The organism is Streptomyces sp. NBC_00986, assembly GCF_045162565.1.
GTDB lineage: Bacteria > Actinomycetota > Actinomycetes > Streptomycetales > Streptomycetaceae > Streptomyces.
In genome coordinates, this window is the sequence record NZ_CP108733.1 from 11,515,548 (window position 1) to 11,534,501 (window position 18,954).

Annotated in this window: 18 protein-coding genes; 9 read left to right on the plus strand and 9 right to left on the minus strand. The window is 69.6% G+C overall.

Going from position 1 to position 18,954, the window contains the following annotated elements:
* The first annotated feature begins 186 nt into the window (after positions 1–186).
* Positions 187–1,122 (plus strand): helix-turn-helix transcriptional regulator, encoded by a 936-nt coding sequence (locus OG504_RS51945; RefSeq protein WP_405996169.1) that lies wholly within the window; start codon positions 187–189, stop codon positions 1,120–1,122.
* Positions 1,123–1,392: 270 nt separating this feature from the next.
* Here the strand turns inward: OG504_RS51945 and OG504_RS51950 are convergent, their stop codons facing one another.
* The 3 genes from OG504_RS51950 to OG504_RS51960 all read right to left on the minus strand — a co-directional run bounded on the left by OG504_RS51950 (position 1,393) and on the right by OG504_RS51960 (position 4,078).
* Complete coding sequence (locus tag OG504_RS51950; protein ID WP_405996170.1) at positions 1,393–2,241, minus strand: SDR family oxidoreductase; 849 nt, start codon at positions 2,239–2,241, stop codon at positions 1,393–1,395.
* A gap of 407 nt (positions 2,242–2,648) precedes the next feature.
* Entirely contained in the window at positions 2,649–3,443 is a 795-nt protein-coding gene (locus tag OG504_RS51955) for an NADPH-dependent F420 reductase (protein WP_405996634.1), read from the minus strand.
* Positions 3,440–4,078 carry an NAD(P)-dependent oxidoreductase gene (locus OG504_RS51960; protein WP_405996171.1) on the minus strand — a complete coding sequence of 213 codons (639 nt, stop codon included), beginning with the start codon at positions 4,076–4,078 and terminating at the stop codon, positions 3,440–3,442. Before OG504_RS51960 ends, OG504_RS51955 begins: the two co-directional genes overlap by 4 nt.
* 96 nt (positions 4,079–4,174) lie before the next feature.
* On the opposite strand from OG504_RS51960, the gene OG504_RS51965 reads away from it, so the two are divergent.
* Both OG504_RS51965 and OG504_RS51970 read left to right on the plus strand, forming a co-directional pair.
* Positions 4,175–4,582, plus strand: a complete 408-nt coding sequence (locus OG504_RS51965) for a winged helix-turn-helix transcriptional regulator (protein ID WP_405996172.1) — start codon at positions 4,175–4,177, stop codon at positions 4,580–4,582.
* Between the two features lie 343 nt (positions 4,583–4,925).
* Positions 4,926–5,858, plus strand: a complete 933-nt coding sequence (locus OG504_RS51970) for a helix-turn-helix transcriptional regulator (RefSeq protein ID WP_405996173.1) — start codon at positions 4,926–4,928, stop codon at positions 5,856–5,858.
* Between the two features lie 195 nt (positions 5,859–6,053).
* Here OG504_RS51970 and OG504_RS51975 read toward each other — a convergent pair whose 3' ends face one another.
* The gene (locus OG504_RS51975; protein ID WP_405996174.1) at positions 6,054–6,941 is read right to left on the minus strand and encodes a helix-turn-helix transcriptional regulator; all 888 of its coding nucleotides are present in this window, start codon (positions 6,939–6,941) and stop codon (positions 6,054–6,056) included.
* A 151-nt stretch (positions 6,942–7,092) separates the two neighbouring features.
* Between OG504_RS51975 and OG504_RS51980 the strand changes: the two genes are divergently transcribed.
* The 3 genes from OG504_RS51980 to OG504_RS51990 all read left to right on the plus strand — a co-directional run bounded on the left by OG504_RS51980 (position 7,093) and on the right by OG504_RS51990 (position 9,568).
* The gene (locus tag OG504_RS51980) at positions 7,093–7,944 is read left to right on the plus strand and encodes an aldo/keto reductase (protein ID WP_405996175.1); all 852 of its coding nucleotides are present in this window, start codon (positions 7,093–7,095) and stop codon (positions 7,942–7,944) included.
* A gap of 92 nt (positions 7,945–8,036) precedes the next feature.
* Positions 8,037–8,855, plus strand: coding sequence for an SDR family oxidoreductase (locus tag OG504_RS51985; protein WP_405996176.1), 819 nt, complete (start codon positions 8,037–8,039; stop codon positions 8,853–8,855).
* Between the two features lie 92 nt (positions 8,856–8,947).
* Positions 8,948–9,568, plus strand: a complete 621-nt coding sequence (locus OG504_RS51990) for a flavodoxin (RefSeq protein ID WP_405996177.1) — start codon at positions 8,948–8,950, stop codon at positions 9,566–9,568.
* 171 nt (positions 9,569–9,739) lie between these two features.
* Here OG504_RS51990 and OG504_RS51995 read toward each other — a convergent pair whose 3' ends face one another.
* Complete coding sequence (locus OG504_RS51995) at positions 9,740–10,330, minus strand: TetR/AcrR family transcriptional regulator (protein WP_405996178.1); 591 nt, start codon at positions 10,328–10,330, stop codon at positions 9,740–9,742.
* A 140-nt stretch (positions 10,331–10,470) separates the two neighbouring features.
* On the opposite strand from OG504_RS51995, the gene OG504_RS52000 reads away from it, so the two are divergent.
* Positions 10,471–11,223: an SDR family NAD(P)-dependent oxidoreductase gene (locus OG504_RS52000; RefSeq protein WP_405996179.1), complete on the plus strand. Its 753-nt coding sequence runs from the start codon at positions 10,471–10,473 to the stop codon at positions 11,221–11,223.
* Between the two features lie 350 nt (positions 11,224–11,573).
* Here the strand turns inward: OG504_RS52000 and OG504_RS52005 are convergent, their stop codons facing one another.
* Positions 11,574–12,674, minus strand: a complete 1,101-nt coding sequence (locus tag OG504_RS52005; protein ID WP_405996180.1) for a dipeptidase — start codon at positions 12,672–12,674, stop codon at positions 11,574–11,576.
* A 55-nt stretch (positions 12,675–12,729) separates the two neighbouring features.
* Entirely contained in the window at positions 12,730–14,043 is a 1,314-nt protein-coding gene (locus OG504_RS52010) for an amidohydrolase family protein (RefSeq protein WP_405996181.1), read from the minus strand.
* A 117-nt stretch (positions 14,044–14,160) separates the two neighbouring features.
* On the opposite strand from OG504_RS52010, the gene OG504_RS52015 reads away from it, so the two are divergent.
* Both OG504_RS52015 and OG504_RS52020 read left to right on the plus strand, forming a co-directional pair.
* Positions 14,161–14,931, plus strand: a complete 771-nt coding sequence (locus OG504_RS52015; protein WP_405996182.1) for an IclR family transcriptional regulator — start codon at positions 14,161–14,163, stop codon at positions 14,929–14,931.
* A complete protein-coding gene (locus tag OG504_RS52020) occupies positions 14,928–15,872 on the plus strand; it encodes an ornithine cyclodeaminase family protein (RefSeq protein ID WP_405996183.1) in 945 nt (314 codons plus the stop codon). Before OG504_RS52015 ends, OG504_RS52020 begins: the two co-directional genes overlap by 4 nt.
* A 325-nt stretch (positions 15,873–16,197) precedes the next feature.
* Here OG504_RS52020 and OG504_RS52025 read toward each other — a convergent pair whose 3' ends face one another.
* A complete protein-coding gene (locus OG504_RS52025) occupies positions 16,198–17,148 on the minus strand; it encodes an SDR family NAD(P)-dependent oxidoreductase (RefSeq protein ID WP_405996184.1) in 951 nt (316 codons plus the stop codon).
* Between the two features lie 232 nt (positions 17,149–17,380).
* Positions 17,381–18,934 (minus strand): ISL3 family transposase, encoded by a 1,554-nt coding sequence (locus OG504_RS52030; protein ID WP_405987882.1) that lies wholly within the window; start codon positions 18,932–18,934, stop codon positions 17,381–17,383.
* Positions 18,935–18,954: the final 20 nt, after the last annotated feature.

The window sequence follows — 18,954 nt, forward strand, 5'->3', positions numbered from 1 at the left end:
CGATCGCGCTCATGGCGTCGAGCCGCCCGGGGTGGGACGCCGAACGGAAATCTCCGATGACATCGACCCTTCCCCCATCTCCCGCCGCGTGGCAGGGCGGGCTGTGCAGGGGAGCGGTATTCAGGGGTGTGACACGGCCCCCCACGCATATGCCGAGGTGGTGGTGGGGCCCGCAGACTGGAAGACATGAACAGCGAGCAGCGGAACGGCGGGGGCAACGAGCTGGGGAGTTTCCTGCGCGCCCGCCGGGCCCGCGTGACCCCGGAGGAGGTCGGCCTGACGGCCGGTTCCGGCCTGCGCCGTACGCCCGGCCTGCGTCGCGAGGAACTGGCCACCCTGGCCGGTATCAGCATCGACTACTACGTCCGCCTGGAACGCGGCAAGGAGACCCGGCCCAGCGCGTCCGTGGTCGATTCCCTCGCCCGCGCCCTCCTGCTCGAGGACGACGAGCACGAGCACCTGCGCAGCCTGGCCGCCCGAGCCGCCCGCAGTGCGCCCGAGCCTTCCGCCGCGCCCAGCCGCACCGTCCGGCCCGGCGTGAAGCTGCTTTTGGAGAGTCTGCGCCCTCACCCCGCGCACGTCATCAGCCGTACCAACGACCTGCTCGCCGCCAACCCCGGCGGGATACGCCTTCTTCCCGGCATCCAGGACTGGCCGGCCGGGGAGCGCAACATCGCCCGTTACCTCTTCCTCCACCCCGCCTCGCGTGACCTGTTCCACGACTGGAACAACCAGGTTCGCGGCTGCGTGGCGCGGTTGCGCGCCCTGGCCGGCACCGATCCCGACGCTCCGGACCTGACCCGGCTCGCCGGTGAACTCCTCCTCAAGAGCCCGGAGTTCGCCCGCCTTTGGGAGCGCTACGACGTCAAGGGCCACTTCCATGGCCGCAAGACCTTCCATCACCCCGAGGTCGGCGACCTCACCCTCGGCTACCAGTCCATGGAACTGGAAGGCACCCCCGGCCACCGCCTGGTGACGTATTACGCCGAGCCGGGCACCGCCGATCAGGACGCGATGGTCCTGCTCGACCTACTGGGGCAGGAGAAACCCGCGAAGCGGACGTCGGCACGCGACGACCGGTTGTCGGCGGTCGAGGAGGATCCCGCCTCCCCTTTGTCCTGATCTTTCCTCGGTCTTCAGCCGATGGATCGCGATCCTGTTCTACCTGGTGTACGACACCCGCGTGACGACGACTTCCTCCCGTACAGCAGGATCGCCCTCACCGAGTCACAGACGTCGTCGGCGGTCCGTTCTTCGGGGTGTCGGCGACCTGCCGCAGGTTCACGTTTCGCCTGTTCCTCGTCGGCACCGCCGCGCTTTGTCGGGGCCGGGGCGCCAGGTGGTGAAAGCCGTCCGGCCTGCGGTCCTGGATCCGCCGCGGCACTCGGCTCGTTACGGCATGGTCAGCTCACCGGCGCGCAGCGCCGCGGTCACGCCACCGTCCATCAGGAGGTCGGCTCCGGTGATGAAGCCGGCCTCGCGCCCGAGCAGGAAGGCGGCAGCAGCCGCGACCTCCTCGGAGGTGCCGAATCGCTTGGCGGCCGAAACCTCGCGCACCGTCTCGAACCACTCGCGGCGCGGGCCCGAGAGCTCGTCCAGGGCCAGCGGGGTGATGATCACGCCCGGGCTGACGGCGTTGACACGGGCTCCGCGCTTGCCCCACGCGGCCGCAGCGGTCTGCACGCGCAGCGAGTTGGCCCGCTTGGACATGGCGTAGGCGTGGACGGAAGAACCGAGCTGGTCAGGCTGCAGGAAGGGCAGCGCGAGCAACTGCGAGGTCTCGGTGGTCGCGAGCGCGTGCTCGATCTCGCGCGTGTAGGGGCTCTCCCGGTGTCCGGCCATGCTGGCGACCACGATGCCAGCCCCGCCGGGCGCGATCACACGGGCGAAGGCGTCCAGGACGTACGCCGTGCCGAGCAGATCGACGTGCAGCAGCCGCTCGATGGTCGCCTGGGTGGGGGAGACGCCGGCGGCCTGGACCACCTGGGTGACCGCGCCCATCTCGGCGGCCGTGGTGGCCAGTGCCTCGACCTGGGCCGGATCGGAGATGTCGGTGGTCTGGACGGCCACCTCGTAGCCCTCGCCGCGCAGCTGCTCGGCGGCGGCCTGCGAGGCCTTCTCGTCATGGGCGGCCAGCAGCAGAGTGCGGCCGGTGCCGACCCGGCGGGCGATGGCCATGCCGATGCTGCCGGGCCCGATGACGACGACGATTTCCCTCGCGGCATGGTGTTCGTTGCGCATGTTTCAGGTTCCTTCGTTCCATGTTCTCGGGGTGGTCGCATGTGCGGGACGTGGCCGATGGACCGGTCTGCTGCTCGCCGCCGGCACAGGAGCGTTTCCCTCGATGTCCCCGCGCAGGCGTTGCGCGAGCGCGCGATGTGCCCGGTTACCTCGGACCGAGGCGTCACGCGTGGCTACTTGGCCCAGTGCCAAGCTAGGGGCTCGGCCTGGTAGGTGGCAGGTCGGGCTGTACGGGGGAGCGGTGTTCCAGGCTGTGACACGGCTCCCCACCCGCCGAACAGGCGGCACGTCCAAGTCCGTACTCACCGAGCGTCCGTGAAGAAGAGATCCGGCCGGTGTGGGAAGGCAGGAGGCCGATCGCTCACGCCGCCCGGCAGCGCGACGGTCCGCGTCTCCTCGGTCGGTTCCTAGGCGAGGGTCGCGCGGGCGTCGCCCGCGGAAAACCGGACGGCGGTGTCGGTCAGTTCCCTCACCTTGTCGGCGGGCACCGGGACGCCCTGGACCTCGAAGAACCAGCGCCCCATCTCCTCGTCGGTCAGTCCCTCAGGCCGTGCCGGCAAGTACGGCTGGACGTAGACGAGCGTGCCCGGCTCGCTGCGCCAGCTGTCGGCCAGCGTGCCGATGTCCACGGCGTCGTAGCCCAGGATGTCCAGCAGCTCGGCCACCTGTGCCTTGGCGGCCGGGTTGTCACTGGCGATGGGCAGGGCACTGCGGTCGTCGGCCCCCGCGAGTCGGGCGGAGCTGAACAAGCGCACGAAGTCGATGCTGTTGAACGCCTTCACCACCTGGGAGTCGGCCAGGTGTCGCTGGACCAGGGCGCTGGAGGTCTGCTCGCCGGAGTCGAGCTCGGCGATCCGGTCGTCGCGCTCGGGGTAGTAGTTCATGGTGTCGATGACAGTCTTGCCCGCCAGGGCGGCGGCGGGCAGCTGCTCGTAGGTGTTCAGCGGGACGGTCGCCACCACGAGGTCGCCGGCCTGCGCGGCCTCGGTGGGTGTGGCCGCGCGTGCGTGTTCGCCGAGTTCGGCGACAAGGTCGGCGAGGGTCTCGGGGCTGCGGGAGTTGCTCAGGACGACATTCAGGCCGGCGGCGACAGCCAGTCGGGCCAATGCGCTGCCGATGTTGCCGGCGCCGATGAGGCCGAGGGTCTTGGTCATGGGTCGATCTCCTTGTGGGGTGTGTGAGGTGGCGTGACGAGAGGTCAGCGGCCTGTGGTGAGGACTGCGGTGCGCCGGGACCAGGAGCCTTCGACGGCGGCGTCCAGCAGGAAGGCGGCGACGTCGGCCCGGGAGATCCTGGGCAGGCCGGGCAGGCGGTCGAGCGTGGCCAGGTCGATGGCGTGGACGTTGCCGGTGGCGGGCTTGTTGGTCAGCAGTACCGGGTAGGCCAGCGTCCAGTCCAGGTCGGAGGCGGTGAGGATCCGCTCCCCTGCGGCCTTGTCGGCGAACGTGGCCTTGCCGCCCGAGTTGTAGAGGAACCGGGCGAACGCGGAGGCCTTGGCCAGGGAGTCGCCGACGCCGAACGCCGACATGATCAGTACGCGCTTGGTTCCGCTGTCTTCGGCGGCCCGGACCAGCGCGCGCGTGGTGTCCGCGATCAGGTTGCCCGGGTCTTTGACCTTGCCCAGACCGAGCGTGCTGACCACCGCGTCGGTGCCGCGCATCGCTTCGGTGAGAGCGCGGGCGTCGCGGACGTCGCCCTCGATCACGGTCAGCCCGTCGGCCGGGGTGATCTTGGAGGCGTCGCGTACGAAGGCGGCGACCTCGTGTCCGGCCGCGGTGGCCCGTTCCGTGAACAGGGTGCCGGTGGCGCCGGTGGCGCCAAGGAGGAGGAATTTCATCGGACGACTTCTCCCTTCGGGAGCCCGTAACGGCTGATGCTTACGAAAATATAGTACTTACTCAGAATAAGTACATGGCCCGTCTAGCATGAACGCATGAGCCGAGGGACGGACCGCGTGGCCGGGATGAGCGTGTTCGATCCGCAGTGCACGTCGCGGGAGGTACTGGAGCATGCGACGGGCCGGTGGGGAGCCCTGACCCTCGCCGCCCTGGTCGAAGGCCCCCTGCGGTTCGCCGAGGTGCGTCGTAACGTGTCCGGCGTCTCCGACCGGATGCTGTGGCAGACCCTCCAGCGGCTGGAGGACGACGGCCTCGTCGCACGCACACCGCACCCCACGGTCGCCAGGCGGGTCGACTACGAACTCACCGGTCTCGGCCGCCCGATCGCCGAGCGTGTCTGCGACCTGATCGACGCCATCTATGAGCAGTTGCCCGGCATCGTCGCCCACCAGCGCGCGAACGGCACCGGCTCGGCTCCGCCCGCGGAAGACACGGCTGGCTGAGGGAGCTTCCGAGGTCCGCCGGTGGGATCAGCGGCGGCAACACGATCGCCGCATGGGAGTCGGGCGAGGGGGCGGACACAGGGCCGCCAGCCGGTACGGGTCCCAACCTCGTCGGACGCGGTCAGCGGGGTGTCGGAGAATTGGACGTAGCTGTGGACTTGGACCGCCAGGCTGTGGCGGGCCTGGCTCCGTGTCACGTCCCCCCGGTACTCCGCCACCGAGCTCGCCGGGTCGTGTACAAGTTGGTCTGCCCTCGGCCGGAGCAGGCGGCCAGGCCGCGGCGGCCCGCGAGTTCGGTAGTAGCCGTAGGACCGCGTGATGACAGAGGTGCCACACTGGAGAAGTGGATCCCAAGCGACAGACCGACGGCCGGAGCGCCGTCAGTGAACTGGGCTGTTTCCTACGGGCCCGCCGAACCCAGGTCCTGCCTGCGGACGTCGGTCTGTCCGTTGGTCCGGGGCCGCGCCGCACGCCGGGCCTTCGTCGCGAGGAGATTGCCACGCTCGCCGGGGTGAGCATCGACTACTACACCCGGCTCGAACGTGGCAAGGAGACCCGGCCCAGCCCGTCCGTCGTCGAGGCGCTGGCCTCCGTGCTGCGGTTGGGCGAGACGGAGCGCGCGTACTTCCGCGACCTGGCCGCCTGTACCGCCCGCGGCGGCAACGGGGCCGGGCAACCGGATCGCGCTGGGCAGTATCCGGCCGTGGACCGGGGTCTCGAACTGCTCCTCCGGACACTGCGGCCCAACCCTGTCCACGTCGTCAACCGCACCTACGAACTGCTCGCCGCCACCCCCGGTGGCCTGCGCCTGCTGCCCGGTATGACCGACACTCCGCCCGAGGGGCGCAACGTCGTACGGTGGCTCGCCCTGTATCCGGGGGCCCGCGCCCTCTATCGGGACGACTGGGAGAACCAGATCCGCGGCTGCGTGGCCCGGCTACGGGCACTGGCCGGCACCCGCCCCAACACCCCGGGACTCGCCCGCCTCATCGCCGAACTGCGTGACAAGAGCCCGGACTTCGCCACGTTGTGGGAGAACTACGACGTTCAGGGCCACACCACCGGCACAAAGACGTTCCACCACCCGGAGTTCGGCGTTTTCACGCTCGGATTTCAGGCCCTCGACCTGGACGGCACCGGCGGTCGTCGCCTGATTTTCTACTACGCCGAGCCAGGCACCCCCGCGGACGACGTGATGATGCTCCTGGACACGGAGCAGCCTCAGACCGGGACCGGGTTGGCCACCGACACCCCCATGGCCCGCCCGTACGGCTGAACGGCCACGGACGCGCAAACTCAACACCTGCGGGATCTTACGCGTGGTGCGGCCTGTTGCTCGCCCGAGGTGCCGCCCGCACCGAGCCGTAGCGTGCGCCATGAGCCCAAGGTGCTGGACCGTGAGCGTGCGGCCCCGGACAGGGTTGGGGTCAATGCTGCATCATGCGCATGCCGGATTCTTCGTGCGTGTCGGTCAGGAGCGTGTACGCCGCTCGTCGGCCGTGGTGTCCGGTTGCCCGGCGGACTCCGGCGCGGTCAGGTCGAGCAGGACCATGGCGTCGTGGTCGGGGGTGCCGGGTTCGGCGGTGTGGACGCCGAGGCGCTGGCCGGGGGTGCCCTCAAGGTGCATGCTCTGGCCGCTGAGGGTGAGGATGCCGACCTCGGGGTGGTGGAAGGTCTTCTGGACCTTCTTGCGGCCGGCGACGCCGTAGCGCTCCCACAGTTTGGCGAAGTCGGGGCTCTTGAGCAGGAGTTCGCCCATCAGATGGGTGAGGTCGGGGGCGTCCGGGTCGACGCCGGACTGGGCGCGCAGCCGGGCGACGCAGCCGCGGACCTGGTAGTCCCAGTCGGGAAAGAGGATGGGTGGGGTGGAGGAAGAGGTGGCGGGCCAGTCGGCGAGGCCTGCGAACAGGGCGAGGCCGCCGGGGTTCCGGGCGAGCAGGTCCATGCTGCGGCTGATGACGTAGGCGGGGCTCGGTCGCAGCGTCTCCAGGACCAGCTTCAGGTGCGGGCTCACGGTGCGGCTCGGCGCTGGCGGGGGTTCGGGGGCGTACTGCGCGGCCCGGGTGGCGAGTTCGTGCAGGTGCTGGTGTTCGGCGTCGTCGAGCTGCAGGGCACGGGCGAGAGCGTCGAGTACGGCCGGGCTGGGGTGGGTCTCCTTGCCGCGCTCCAGGCGGACGTAGTAGTCGATGCTGATGCCGGAGAGCGTGGCCAGTTCCTCGCGGCGCAGACCGGGGGTGCGGCGTGGGCCGGTTCCGACGGCGAGGCCGACCTGGTGGGGGCTCGTCCGGGTGCGCCGTGCGCGCAGGAACCGGCCCAGCTCTCCGCCGTCACCCCTGTCGGTGCTCTGCTCGGATGCCATGCCGTCTGTGTCACACCGCGCTGACCTGGGTGGCTGGCGCGTGGGGGGCTCTGTCATTACCCCGAACGCCGCTCCCCGGCACAGCTCGACCTGCCACCGGGGGCGCGAAGGCGGGATGCTCGAAGAACCCGCGAAAGGTAAGGAACGCCCCATGCAGACCGTCACGCTCAACAACGGCGTCGAGATGCCGATCCTCGGTTTCGGTGTCTATCAGATCCCGCCGGAGCAGACCGAGCAGGCCGTCGACGATGCCCTCGCCGCGGGCTACCGCCTGCTCGACACAGCTGCCGCCTACGGCAACGAGGAGGCCGTCGGCCGCGCGATCAAGAACAGCGGCGTCCCGCGCGAGGACCTGTTCGTCACCACCAAGCTGTGGGTTCAGGACGCGCCCGCCGAGGAGAACACCAAGCGCGCCTTCGAGACGTCGCTGGCCAAGCTCGGCCTCGACTACCTCGACCTGTACCTGATCCACCAGCCCTTCGGCGACGTCTACGGCCAGTGGCGCGCCATGGAGTCCCTCAACCGCGCAGGCCGTGCCAAGGCGATCGGCGTCGCCAACTTCTACCCCGACCGGCTCCTCGACCTCGTCCTCAACAACGAGATCACCCCGGCGGTCGACCAGATCGAGACCCACCCCTTCTTCCAGCGCACCGCCGACCAGGAACTCATGCGCGAGCACGGGGTCCAGATCCAGTCATGGGGCGGGTTCGCCGAAGGCAAGAACGACATCTTCACCCACCCGGTCCTGAGCGAGATCGGCGCGAAGCACGGCAAGTCCGTGGCCCAGGTCGTACTCCGCTGGCTGACCCAGCGCGGCGTCGTCGCGATCCCCAAATCGGTCCGCGCCGACCGCATGGCGGAGAACTTCGACATCTTCGACTTCGAGCTCACCGACGACCAGATGGCGGCAATCGCCACGCTGGAGACCGGGGCGACTCTGTTCTTCGACCACCACGACCCGGCGATGGTCAACTGGCTCAGCGCACGGCGCCTGGAGGCCTGAGCCGACAGGCGGCAGCGCCACCGCACCGGACAAGCTCTCGCGCGAGTACTCCTCCCGTACGGCCCCGACCACCCGCCCGGGAGGGGTACTCCTTGCCGCCCTCAGACGGCACCCACCTCACGGACCAGGACCTCACCGTGTCCCAGAAGCAGAACATCACCGACGTACTCATGGTCGGCGCGACCGGCAGCATCGGGCGGCTCGCGGTGCAGGCCGCACAGCGGCACGGCCTGCACCCGCGGGCACTGGTACGCGACGTGAGCCGTGCCGAGCGACTGCTCCCCGGCGTCGAACTGGTGCGGGGCGACCTTGAGGATCCCGCCTCCCTGCGGAGCGTGGTCAGCCGAGCCGACGCCATCGTCCTCACTCACGGCTCCGGCGGCGACCCCGATACCCGTCGCCGTGTCGACTACGGCGGCGTACGCAACATCCTGCAGGTCCTCGACGGCGCCCGGCCGCGTGTGGCACTGATGACCTCCATCTACGCCACCCGCAGCGACATCCCGGGCAACTCCCCCTGGAAGCGGCGCTCCGAGCGCCTTCTGCGGGCCGGCGGCCTGCCCTACACCATCGTCCGACCAGGCTGGTTCGACCAGGCCGGCCCCACCCAGCGGCGCCTCGTCCTGGAGCAGGGCGGCACGGCCGACGGCGGGATCGCCCGCGACCAGATCGCCGAGACACTCGTCCGAAGCCTGCTGACGGACACCGCGTTGGGCAAGACGTTCGAGCTCATCGCCGAAGAGGGGAAGGAGCCGCCCGACTGGACGGAACTCTTCGCCGCCCTGAAGAACGACGAATCCGGCTCCGTGGACGGCGTGTTGGACCCGTCCGACCTTCCCGTCGAAGCCGAGCCGCAGGCAGTGCGCGCGGATCTCGACGCCCTCCGTTCCCCTCACGGAACCAGCGGATGACGACCGGCGGATTCGGCACAGGGAAGAGCCAAGCCGCCGCACCAGGGCGACGGACGCTCCTGCGCGGTGTACTTCTGGGAGGAGCGACCGTCATGACCGGTGTCCAGATCACAGGCTGTTCCACGTCGCAGTCCAGCGGGGCGGCACCGGAAGCCAGTGAGCGACCTGCGGCGACGCCCTCGTCCGGGAAGCGGGTCCTGCTGGCCTACTTCTCCCGGCCGGGCGAGAACTACTTCAACGGCGGACGAACCAACCTCAAGGTCGGAAACACGGAGGTCCTCGCCCGCATGATCAGCCAGCACGTCGAGTGCGACGTGCACCGCATCGAAGCCGCCGATGCCTACTCCGAGGACTACGACGCCACAGTCGCGCGCAACGTCCGCGAACAGGACGCCGATACGCGGCCGGCAATCGCCAACCCCCTGTCCTCCATCGACCGTTACGACGTGGTGCTACTGGGCGGCCCCATCTGGAACGTCCGAGCACCCATGATCATGTCGACCTTCGCCGAGAGGCACGACTTCCGCGGCAGGACGGTCCATCCGGTCACGACGTATGCGATGAGCGGACTGGGCACGACCGAGCGCGACTACGCGGCGGTCTGCTCGGGGGCAACCATCGGGGAAGGGCTGGCGGTGCGCGGCGAGGACGTCGCGGAGGCCGATGCCGAGGTCCAGTCGTGGCTGCGGCGCATCGGCGCTCTCCGGGGTTGACCTGCTCGCAGGGGTCGGTCACTGACCCGGCGGCTTTTGCTCATTGAGCTGTTTTCAACATGACCGAGGGCGGGCCGAGTTGGCGGTGAGTTGAGTGCGGGAGGAGGTGAAGCTCCTGGTGGATGAGATGCCGGCAAGACCAACCTGTCCGCCCGTGGGGTCCCGGTCGTTCTACGGCTGTGGCAGGACCGCCAGGGCCGTTTCGGCGATAGCGCGAAGTGAGTCGGGGCTGCCGCCGCCCTTGCCCAGCGCTTCGATGCCGCGCAGCACGGCCAGCAGGAGCCCGGCGAGCCGGGCCGGGTCCGCGTCCGGCGCGATGGCACCCGCGCGTTGTGCTCCCGCGACGCAGGAGGTGATCAGTTCCTCGATGGCCGTGAACGTCCGGCGGGCCGTCGCCGCGACGGCCGGGTCCTGTTCCGACAGTTCGGCGGCGCCCTTGGCGAGCAGGCAGCCCCGTCGGCTGACGTCCGACGCGGTGGCCTCTGCCACCTTCATCACATGCGCGGACAGCCGTTCGTACGCGTCGGCGTCCGGGCCGTCGAGCGCCCGGCGTACGGCCTCGACCAGCCCGGCGCAGTGGTCGGCGTAGGTGCGCAGGAACAGCTGGTGCTTGTCGCCGAAGGCGCCGTAGAGGCTGCCCTTGCCCAGGCCGGTGGCGACGGCGATGTCGTCCACCCGCGCCGCCGCGTATCCGGTCGACCAGAACTGGTCCCTGGCGGCGCGCAGGACCTCGCTCTCATCGAAGTTTCGGGGTCGTCCCATGGCCGAACGATAGCAATTCTTGACTGTCTCGTCCAGAATCGAGTACGTTCTGGACGAGGCAGTCAAGAAAGTCGGTCGGCTGTCCCGGCCATGGCCACGAGCAGCGCAAACGCCGTTGCCATCTCGAAAGGATCAGTGCCATGCCCTCCATGAACGGAAAGACAGCTCTTGTCACCGGAGCCTCGAGCGGAATCGGCCGGGCCATAGCCCAGCGCTTCGCCGACGACGGTGCCCGCGTCTACCTGACCGGCCGCCGCAAGGACGAGCTCGAGGCCGCAGCACAGGCCATCGGTCCCGATGCGGTCGCCGTGCCGGCCGATGTCTCCCGCGCCGCCGACCTCGACCGGGTCATGGACATCGTCCGCGCCGACGGCCACCGGCTGGACGTCGTCGTGGCCAACGCCGGCCTGGGCGACGGCGCCCGCCTCCAGGACGTCACCGAGGAGCAGTTCGACTTCGTCTTCGGCGTCAACACCAAAGGCAGTCTGCTGACCGTGCAGAAGTCGCTGCCCCTCCTCGCCCAGCCCGCCTCGGTGATCCTGCTGGCCTCCTCCACCATCCACCAGGGCGCCGACCGGATGGGCGTATACGCCGCCTCCAAGGCCGCCGTACGCAGCCTGGGCCGGACGTGGGCCGCGGAACTGGCCCCGCGCGGCGTCCGCGTCAACGTCATCACGCCCGGCCCCATCGCCACCCCCGCCATCGACCGCATAGCCGACCGGCTCGGCCAGAGCGCGCAGGACTTCCACGGCGTGCTGGCCGCGGACATCCCACTGCGCCGCATGGGCCGCCCCGAGGAGGTTGCCGCACTCGCCGTCTTCCTCGCCGGACCCGAAAGCTCCTTCATCACCGGCGCCGAGCACTTCGTCGACGGCGGACTGGTCCAGGTCTGACCAACCCACGACGAACTGCACCCGCCCCGCCCGCGATGGGCCGGACCGCGCCCCGAAACCTCGAACGGGAACAGAGCGCCTTTCCCAGCCTCAGCCTCAGGCGTCGATGTGGAGGCCGAGGATGCCTTGGACGAGGGCGGTGATGCGGACAGGAGCGGACGGGCTGCGCGATGGAGGAGTGAGCGCGGACGGGTACCCCGCCGTGAGAGCTGGAGCCGTCGGTTTGGCGGTGTCACCAGGCGACGGCAGCTCTCTCGCTATGGCGGCACCTATCAGCCCGGCGCGGCGCTGCTCGACGGCAGCTAGGAAATGCCGCCGATCACGACGGCCGGCTCCCTCTGACGCCGGTATCAAGAAGCCCAGACGCGCTCCGCGTAGTCCGCGAAGTTCGTGCCGAGGATCTTCTCGATGCGTTCCGAACGGTAACCGCGCTTCTCCAACAGCCGGATCAGCTCGCGGAATTGGTCGACACCCCGCAGGTCGACGACGAACGGGTAGACGTCGTCGCCCTCGCCCGTCGCGCTGACGCCGGCCTCGCGGCGCCGGGCGACCTGCTCGGCGAGGTCGGCCCGGTAGGCGTCGAGGTCGTCAATGGCGGTGACGGGACCGTCGGTGCCGATACCGACGTGGTCCTCGCCGCAGACGTTGACGGCGTGGTCGATGTGCTCGACGACATCGGCGGCGCGGGCATGGCCCGAGGAGTGGAGGAACGGCATGAAGTAGATGCCGACGAACCCTCCGCGCGAGGCGACCAGGCGCAGTTCCTCGTCCGTCTTGTTGCGCGGGAGGTCGGTGAGCGCACGGCAGCCGGTGTGGTTGATGGAGACAGGCTGCCGGGAGATCTCAGCTGCCTCCAGGCAGGTCCGCTCCCCGCTGTGGGAGAGGTCGACCATGAGGTGACGGTCGTTCAGGCGCTCGATCACCTCGCGGCCGAAGGGTGTCAGGCCGCGGTTGCGCGGTTCCATCGAACCGTCGCCGAGTGCGTTCGCCTGGTTGTACGTGAGCTGGACGACGCGGACGCCGAGCCGGTCGAAGGTGTCGACGCGGGTGATGTCGTCGCCGAGCGCGACGGCGTTCTGGAAGCCGTAGATGACGCCGATCCGGCCGTCGCGCCGGGCCTGGTGGAGGTCGGTCGCCGTGTGCACCTTGACGAGGTCGGCCGCGTTGTTCCGCAGGATGGTGTCCCAGACCGCTATGTCGTGCAGCGTGTGCTCGTAGGGGTCCATGTCGCCCATCACGTATCCGAGCGTGATGTTCACCGCGGTCAGCCCCGAGGCGTGCGCCTCGGCCAGCGTGCGCGCGTCGACGGTGATGTCCTCGCCGGTCTGGACGAGGTTGCCGGCGGTCGCCGACGAGCGGGGCGCGTTGGGGTTGTCCAGCACCCCCAGCGCGTTGATGATCATGTAGTCGCGTGTGAAGTGGTCTGTGTCCGCAAGGGGATTGGCGGTCATCGGGCGTCGTGTCCCTTCTGGGTGCGCATGTCTCGTGGCCGGGGTTCGGCGGCTGTCAGCGGCCGGGGGAGGCAGGCTGGTAGTCGCTACGGTCGTAGCGGCGGCCGCGTTTGACGACGAACTCGATGTCGGCGAGATGGGTCATGTCGTCGAGGGGATTCGCCGACAGGACGGTGAGGTTCGCGAGCTTGCCCTCTTCGAGCGTGCCCATGACGTCCTGTGCGCCGATGCTCATGGCGCCGACCAGAGTGGCCGAGCGAATGACCTGTGCGGCGGGAATGCCGCATTCCCGCACGAGGAAGGCCATCTCGTCGTGCAGTGCGGGGGAGGGGTGCTCGGGGGCGGTCTCGTAGTCACTGCCTGCGGACACGGGGACGCCGACGCGGTACGCGTGGGCGGTGATCCGGGCGGCCATGTGAGAGTTGGCCCGAACACGCGTCTGTGACTCGGGGTCCGTCACCTCGGCGGCGAAGCAGTTCGCCCACATGCCGGCGGTCGCGTCAAGAATCGTGCCCTGCTCCAGCATGCGCTCGAACAGCCTCTGCAGGTGCGGGTCGTCGCCGTCCGCGAACCGGTCGTACTCGAAAGGCGGCTTGTCTTTGTACGTGGTCAGCGGGAGCCGGGCGCCCTCGTGCGCGAGCGCCGAGGCGTGCGAGACGGTGTCGACGCCGGCGTCGACGACCTCACCGGGGCTCGCGGGATAGACCGTGCCGTGCGCCCAGGCGGCGAGCCCCTGTCGGTGGGCCTCGGCCGTGAGCGCGGCGACCGTGCCGGCGGCGAGGTCGGCGTAGATCTTGACCGCCCGGGCACCGGTGCCCCGAGCCATTGCGATCGCCAGGGGGAGGTCGGTCTCGTCGGTGATCGCCTGCATCCACGGTACGGCGCCGGGCGTTCCGCCCTGTGACACCTGCTGGGTGCGCGGGTCGTCGAAGAAGGTCGGGCCGGCCATGAGCGCGGCGAAGTGGATGTCGGGTCCGGGGATCTCGCCGACCAGCGCGGCGCGGGCGAGTTCGGCCACCTGGCGGAGGTCGTCGGCCATGACCCGGATCGCGGTGACACCGCCGTGGACCTGTCGGCGCAGCACGGCCTCGGCGGCGTCGCGATCGGGCGGCGTCGCGATGTGCTGATGGGAATCGATCAGGCCGGGGACGACGAAACGTCCCGTGAGGTCAACGACCGTCGCCGTGGTGTCGGTGATCTCGGCATCGGGGACGACCGCCCGGATGGTCGCGCCGTCGGTGACGATCGACGTCGCCGTCCGCGCCGGGCCGCCCGTTCCGTCGATCACCGTCGCCCCTCGGTAGACCACCACGGCGCCCGTCGCGGGCGGGGCCCAGGGAGTGGGCGCACCGAGAACCTCATGACCCATCGAATTGACCTCTCCGTGGTGGGGACTCGAGCAGTGGTGTTACGTCAGGCGTAACGTGTGTATCATCGTGCGCAACATCGAGAATGTAGCACCGGAGTGCGACAAGGGGCGCCGCGCATGTCGAAGCCAGCCAGTTCCGCTGTCGACAAGGCACTGGACCTGATCGAGGCACTCGCCCGGTCCGACCGCCCACTCCGCCTCAGTGAACTCGCGGTCGAGGTCGGCCTGCATCGCGCGACCGCCTACCGTGTCCTGATCGACCTGATCCGCCGAGGCTGGGTACTGCGCACCGACGACCACTACCTCCTCGGGTCTGCAGCGCTTCAGTTGTCGCACTCGGCGGCGCGCAACTCCCTTGTCGCGGTGGGTCGTCCGACGCTGGAGGCACTCTCGGAGCGCACCGGCATGATGGTGAACCTCCAGGTGCTGGAGGCCGATCGCTCGCGTGTGATCGACGTCGTACGACCGCGTCGGCTGGAGATGATCAATCACCTGAGGGACGAGATGCTCCCTGTCCACAGGTTCGCCGGTCCCGTGGCACTTGTGGCACTCCTCGACAAGGACGCACGGCGCCCCTATCTTCGCCTGGCGGAGGAGGCCGGCCATCCGCTCCTCGGCCCGGAAGGCCTCCTGACGGACATCGAGGAGGCCGAGCGCACCGGTTACGCCTTCGAGCGCGGTCGTGCCGAGCAGCTCGTCGCGTCGGTGAGCCGTGCCGTGGTTTCCGCAAGGGGGTGGCCGATCTGCGCGCTCACCCTGGTCGGGCTCGACGCCGAGTTCGACGAGCCGCACCTGTCCGAGCTGAAACGGCAGCTCCGCGACGCGACGGACGCCTTGCAGGACGTGCTGACGGGCCTTTCCTCGTCGCTTCAGGCGGATCCCGCGTGAGCGGCGTACTGGTCCTCGACCGCTCGCAGACCCGGGCTTGCCTTGATCCCGCGCGGGTGCTGACAGCGGTCACTCAGGCGCTCGTCTCGATGAGCCGTGACGAGGTCTCGGCCCCTGCCCGGATCGCCGCGCAAGCGCCCGGGGGACTCCTCGGCGCGATGCCGGGTTACGTGCCGGGCCTCGGTCTGGCCGCCAAGTTGGTGTCGGTCTTCGCCGTGCCCGGGCGGACAGGAGGCAGTGCGCACAGGGGAGTCGTAGCCCTTTTCGACGAACACGACGGCCGCCCGCTCGTGTTGATGGACGCCGAGCCTGTCACCGCCGTACGCACTGCCGCCGTAGCGACGATCGCGATGCGGGCGCTGGCACGCCCACACCCGGACCGGATCGCCGTACTGGGCACGGGAGTTCAGGCCCGCGCCCAGGTCGAACTACTCGCGACAATCGACGCCGACGCTCCTCTCGTCGTAGGCGGGCAGGACCCTGAGCGCGCCCGGCGGCTCGCGGAACTGCACCCGAACGCCTCCGCGGGATCGGTGGAGGAGGCTGCCCGCGGAGCGGACGTCGTGTTCTGCTGCACCAGCGCCCGCGTACCTGTGCTCGACCCGTCGTGGCCGGCCAAGGGCGCCCACATCAGCTCCGTCGGCGGTTCCCACGGTCACGAACTCGCCCCCGGCACCGTCCGTGCCGGATCCCTCTTCGTCGAATGGCCGGGTGCCGCTGCCTCGGCTCCGCCGGCCGGGGCCCACGAACTGCAAGGCATCCCGCCGCACCGGATCACCCTCCTCGGCTCGGTCCTCGACGGCCGCCATCCCGGCCGTCGGGGACCCACCGAACTGACCGTCTTCAAGTCGACGGGCCATGCCGCGCTCGACGTCGCCGCGGCGGCGGTGGTCCATGACGTCGCCCGCACCCACGGCATGGGTACGACCCTGGAGATGTAGCGGCCATCACTGCCCTGTGCCGCCAGCACGGCCTGTACGGTGTCGGCGCGTTGCTGGGAAGGGGCGTCGCTGGGCGGAAGAACTCAGAGGGCGGTACGTGACCTGATGTCCGGTTCGGTATCGCTTGCTCGGGTGCCTGTGGGGACTCCCCAGCCGTTCGACGGGCTTGGTCGTGCTGGGGTGACGGGGTGACGGGGTGACGGGGTGACCAATCCGCCCCCGTGCAGCGGCCGTTCACCTCGGGCCTGACCGCCGCTTCCGAGCTATGACTGAGCGCCGCAGTCGACGACCCTGAGCACGCTTGTTGGCCGGCCCTCGGCCGGGGTTATCCGGGGATGGCGCCGAGGTCGACTCCGGTCAGGTCGCAGCTTGCGTCCCACAAGCGCGCCGCTACGGAAGTGTCGGCGAGGTGGTCCCACACCGGTTCACGGTGGGGTTTGCCGCGCAGGCTGAAGACGCGCGGTCCCCACAGCTGTCCTCCGCGCACGGTCGGGTCGAGCACCGCGCGGACCGCAGGCCATGCGCCGGCGTCCTTGCCCTGGACGAGGAGGGCGGCTGGTGCCCCGCCGAGCCGCGCACCAGCGGTCCGCACATGGACCGGCGGCCGTGACGGGGTCAGGGAGTCCAGCGCACCGCCGGGATGGACCACCACGCTTGCCACCGTGCTGTCGAGGGCGCGCAGGCGGCGGTCGAGTTCGAGGCCGAAGTACATCTGCGCCAGCTTGGAGCATGCGTAGGCGCGCTTCGCCCGGTAGTCCCTCCGGGATTGGAGGTCGTCGACGTCGAGCCGCTCGGACTTCGCCGCGAAGCTGCCCGTGGTCACGATGCGGGCCGTCCGTGCGGCCGACAACAGCGGCATCAGCCAGTGGGTCAGCGCGAAGTGCCCGAGGTGGTTCGTGCCGAACATGAGCTCGTGACCGTCCCCAGTCTCCCTGCGCGGCGGGTCGTCGAGCGCGACGCCGGCGTTGTGGACCACCGCGTCGAGGCAGTCCACATCCAGTGATTCCACCGTTGTTCTGAGCGACGAGAGGTCGGCGAGGTCCAGCCGTACGGCCCGCACTCGTGCGCCAGGGACACACGAGCGGATCGAGGCCGTGGCGACTTCGGCTTTCGCGGGATTCCGGCTGCCCAGCAGGACAGTGGCTCCGGTCGCGGACAACTGCTCCGCGACGAAGTACCCGATGCCGGCGTTGGCGCCGGTGACCAGGAAGACGCTGCCATCGGCACGCGGTAGCCGTTGAACATCCCAGGGCAGGACGGAGGATGCGGACGTCATTGCGGCGGGGCTCCCTTGCTGGTGAAGGCGGCTGCGGCTGCCCTGTAGGCCAGCTCGACGCCCACGGTTCCAGCGGTCCCCGACACATTGCCTATGGATCACCGACAGCCCCGCCCGACGGCTGACATCCGGCCGACACGGGCCCGTCGCAGCTCACCGTTGCCACGATCGCGGTGGCCAACTGGAGCGCTGAATGGCCAACTGCGGGGTTCTGACCGCTCTTCCGTGATAGCTACGGCACAAGGAGGACGCGGGCTCTGAGCAAAGCGAACGAGGCTCGACCGTACATTTGCCGCTTGATCGTTTTTATTCTGTTGACGTGTCCTTCCACGATGCCGGAGCTGTAGGGCAGGGTGAGGCCGGCGGTGACGGCGTGGAGGTCTTGGCGGATGGAGTCGGCGAAGATGCCAATGGCGTCGGGGCCGCCCAGCTCGGCCTTCTGGATCCAATCCCGGAGTAGGTGGCCGCGACGGTCGCGAAGCATGTCGGTGAACTCCCGCGCGAGGTCGCAGGCCAAGGCGATCTCTGGGCAGGCACTCCGAACAGCCTCCAGCCGGGCAACGTCAGAGAGCCCAAGTGTCTCCTGGGGGCGCATGATCCATGAGGTGATATCGCGAGGACGGGGAGTCATCGAGCGGGCAGGGACCGCGATGCCCTCCCGGATGGCCATCACGTAGCGGTTCACAACGTGGTATCCGCCGGTGTAGCCGAGAGCGAGCAATTCGCGATAGAGCTGCATCGAGTTGGTGCAGCCCGTCTGGAAGCGGTGCTGCACGTGCTCAATGAACGGGTCGAGGACACCGTGCCCGCGGTCCTGCGCGGAGGCGAGGAGCCCCGCCAGGTCCTTGTTCCGGTAGCGCCGAACCGTCTTGCGGTCCAACTGCAGGCGGCGGCCGATGGCGCTGAGCGACAGGCCGGTGTCGACCAGCTCGTTGACCTCCGCGTGGCGTCGTCGGACCCGGTCCAGGAGCGGCGTCTGCGGAGTGGCCAACGGTGGGTTGGACTCTGGTCCGGCTGGTCGCCGTAGGCACTCACGATGCCGACGGCAGGTCTTCTCCACGGCCGCCGAGAGGTTCTGGAGGAGGTGCCAACGATCGGCCACTTCCAGCGCGTCCGGGGCGGCCTGCCTGATGGCCTTGGTGAATGCCATCAGACGGTCTCGACAGATGATCTCGGCGCCGGGATGCTCCTGGAGCCAGGCGGCGACCGTGCCAGTTTCTCGATCCGGCAGCACGTCCACCGGCCTGGAGGACTCGACGTCGACGAGGACGGTGCCGTAAGTCCGGCCCTTGCGGAACGCGAACTCGTCGATTCCGAGGATCCGTGGGGCCTGGTCCGGCACGGGCTGAGCGGCCAACTGCCTCAGGAGGTTCGTCCGCCGACCATGGATCCGCAGTTTCGTGCATAGGCGTTGACCCGGGCGGCCGCCGAGTTCCACGGCGACCGCTCTCATCGCCGACCGGGCCGCCGTTGAGGTACGAAGGCGCGGCTCGGTCAGGCCCGCCACCTGTTCCACGTATGTCCGGCGTCGGCACTGGCTTTGATCACAGAGGAACCGACGCACGCAGAGTCGGACGATCACCCGGTGACCACCGACGGGCAGCCCGGCTATGTGACGCCAGTAGCGGCTGTGAACGCGTGCGGCAGGATGCTGACACTGAGGGCATGGTCCTGGGGGTCCGCAGCCCGCCGCGTCGATCATCAAATAGTCGTCCGCGAGCACGGCCTGGCGCACCGTGAGGTTCAGGCCCGGGAAGAGGAAGTCTTCGACCGATTCCAACTTCATGTCGACGTCATCCCCTGGCG

Excerpts from the sequence above, each read along its gene's own strand:
- OG504_RS51945 (WP_405996169.1), top strand. The coding sequence starts at position 187 with ATGAACAGCGAGCAGCGGAACGGCGGGGGCAACGAGCTGGGGAGTTTC.
- OG504_RS51950 (WP_405996170.1), bottom strand. The coding sequence starts at position 2,241 with ATGCGCAACGAACACCATGCCGCGAGGGAAATCGTCGTCGTCATCGGG.
- OG504_RS51960 (WP_405996171.1), bottom strand. The coding sequence starts at position 4,078 with ATGAAATTCCTCCTCCTTGGCGCCACCGGCGCCACCGGCACCCTGTTC.
- OG504_RS51965 (WP_405996172.1), top strand. The coding sequence starts at position 4,175 with ATGAGCCGAGGGACGGACCGCGTGGCCGGGATGAGCGTGTTCGATCCG.
- OG504_RS51975 (WP_405996174.1), bottom strand. The coding sequence starts at position 6,941 with ATGGCATCCGAGCAGAGCACCGACAGGGGTGACGGCGGAGAGCTGGGC.
- OG504_RS51980 (WP_405996175.1), top strand. The coding sequence starts at position 7,093 with ATGCAGACCGTCACGCTCAACAACGGCGTCGAGATGCCGATCCTCGGT.
- OG504_RS51990 (WP_405996177.1), top strand. The coding sequence starts at position 8,948 with ATGACCGGTGTCCAGATCACAGGCTGTTCCACGTCGCAGTCCAGCGGG.
- OG504_RS51995 (WP_405996178.1), bottom strand. The coding sequence starts at position 10,330 with ATGGGACGACCCCGAAACTTCGATGAGAGCGAGGTCCTGCGCGCCGCC.
- OG504_RS52000 (WP_405996179.1), top strand. The coding sequence starts at position 10,471 with ATGCCCTCCATGAACGGAAAGACAGCTCTTGTCACCGGAGCCTCGAGC.
- OG504_RS52005 (WP_405996180.1), bottom strand. The coding sequence starts at position 12,674 with ATGACCGCCAATCCCCTTGCGGACACAGACCACTTCACACGCGACTAC.
- OG504_RS52010 (WP_405996181.1), bottom strand. The coding sequence starts at position 14,043 with ATGGGTCATGAGGTTCTCGGTGCGCCCACTCCCTGGGCCCCGCCCGCG.
- OG504_RS52015 (WP_405996182.1), top strand. The coding sequence starts at position 14,161 with ATGTCGAAGCCAGCCAGTTCCGCTGTCGACAAGGCACTGGACCTGATC.
- OG504_RS52025 (WP_405996184.1), bottom strand. The coding sequence starts at position 17,148 with ATGACGTCCGCATCCTCCGTCCTGCCCTGGGATGTTCAACGGCTACCG.
- OG504_RS52030 (WP_405987882.1), bottom strand. The coding sequence starts at position 18,934 with ATGAAGTTGGAATCGGTCGAAGACTTCCTCTTCCCGGGCCTGAACCTC.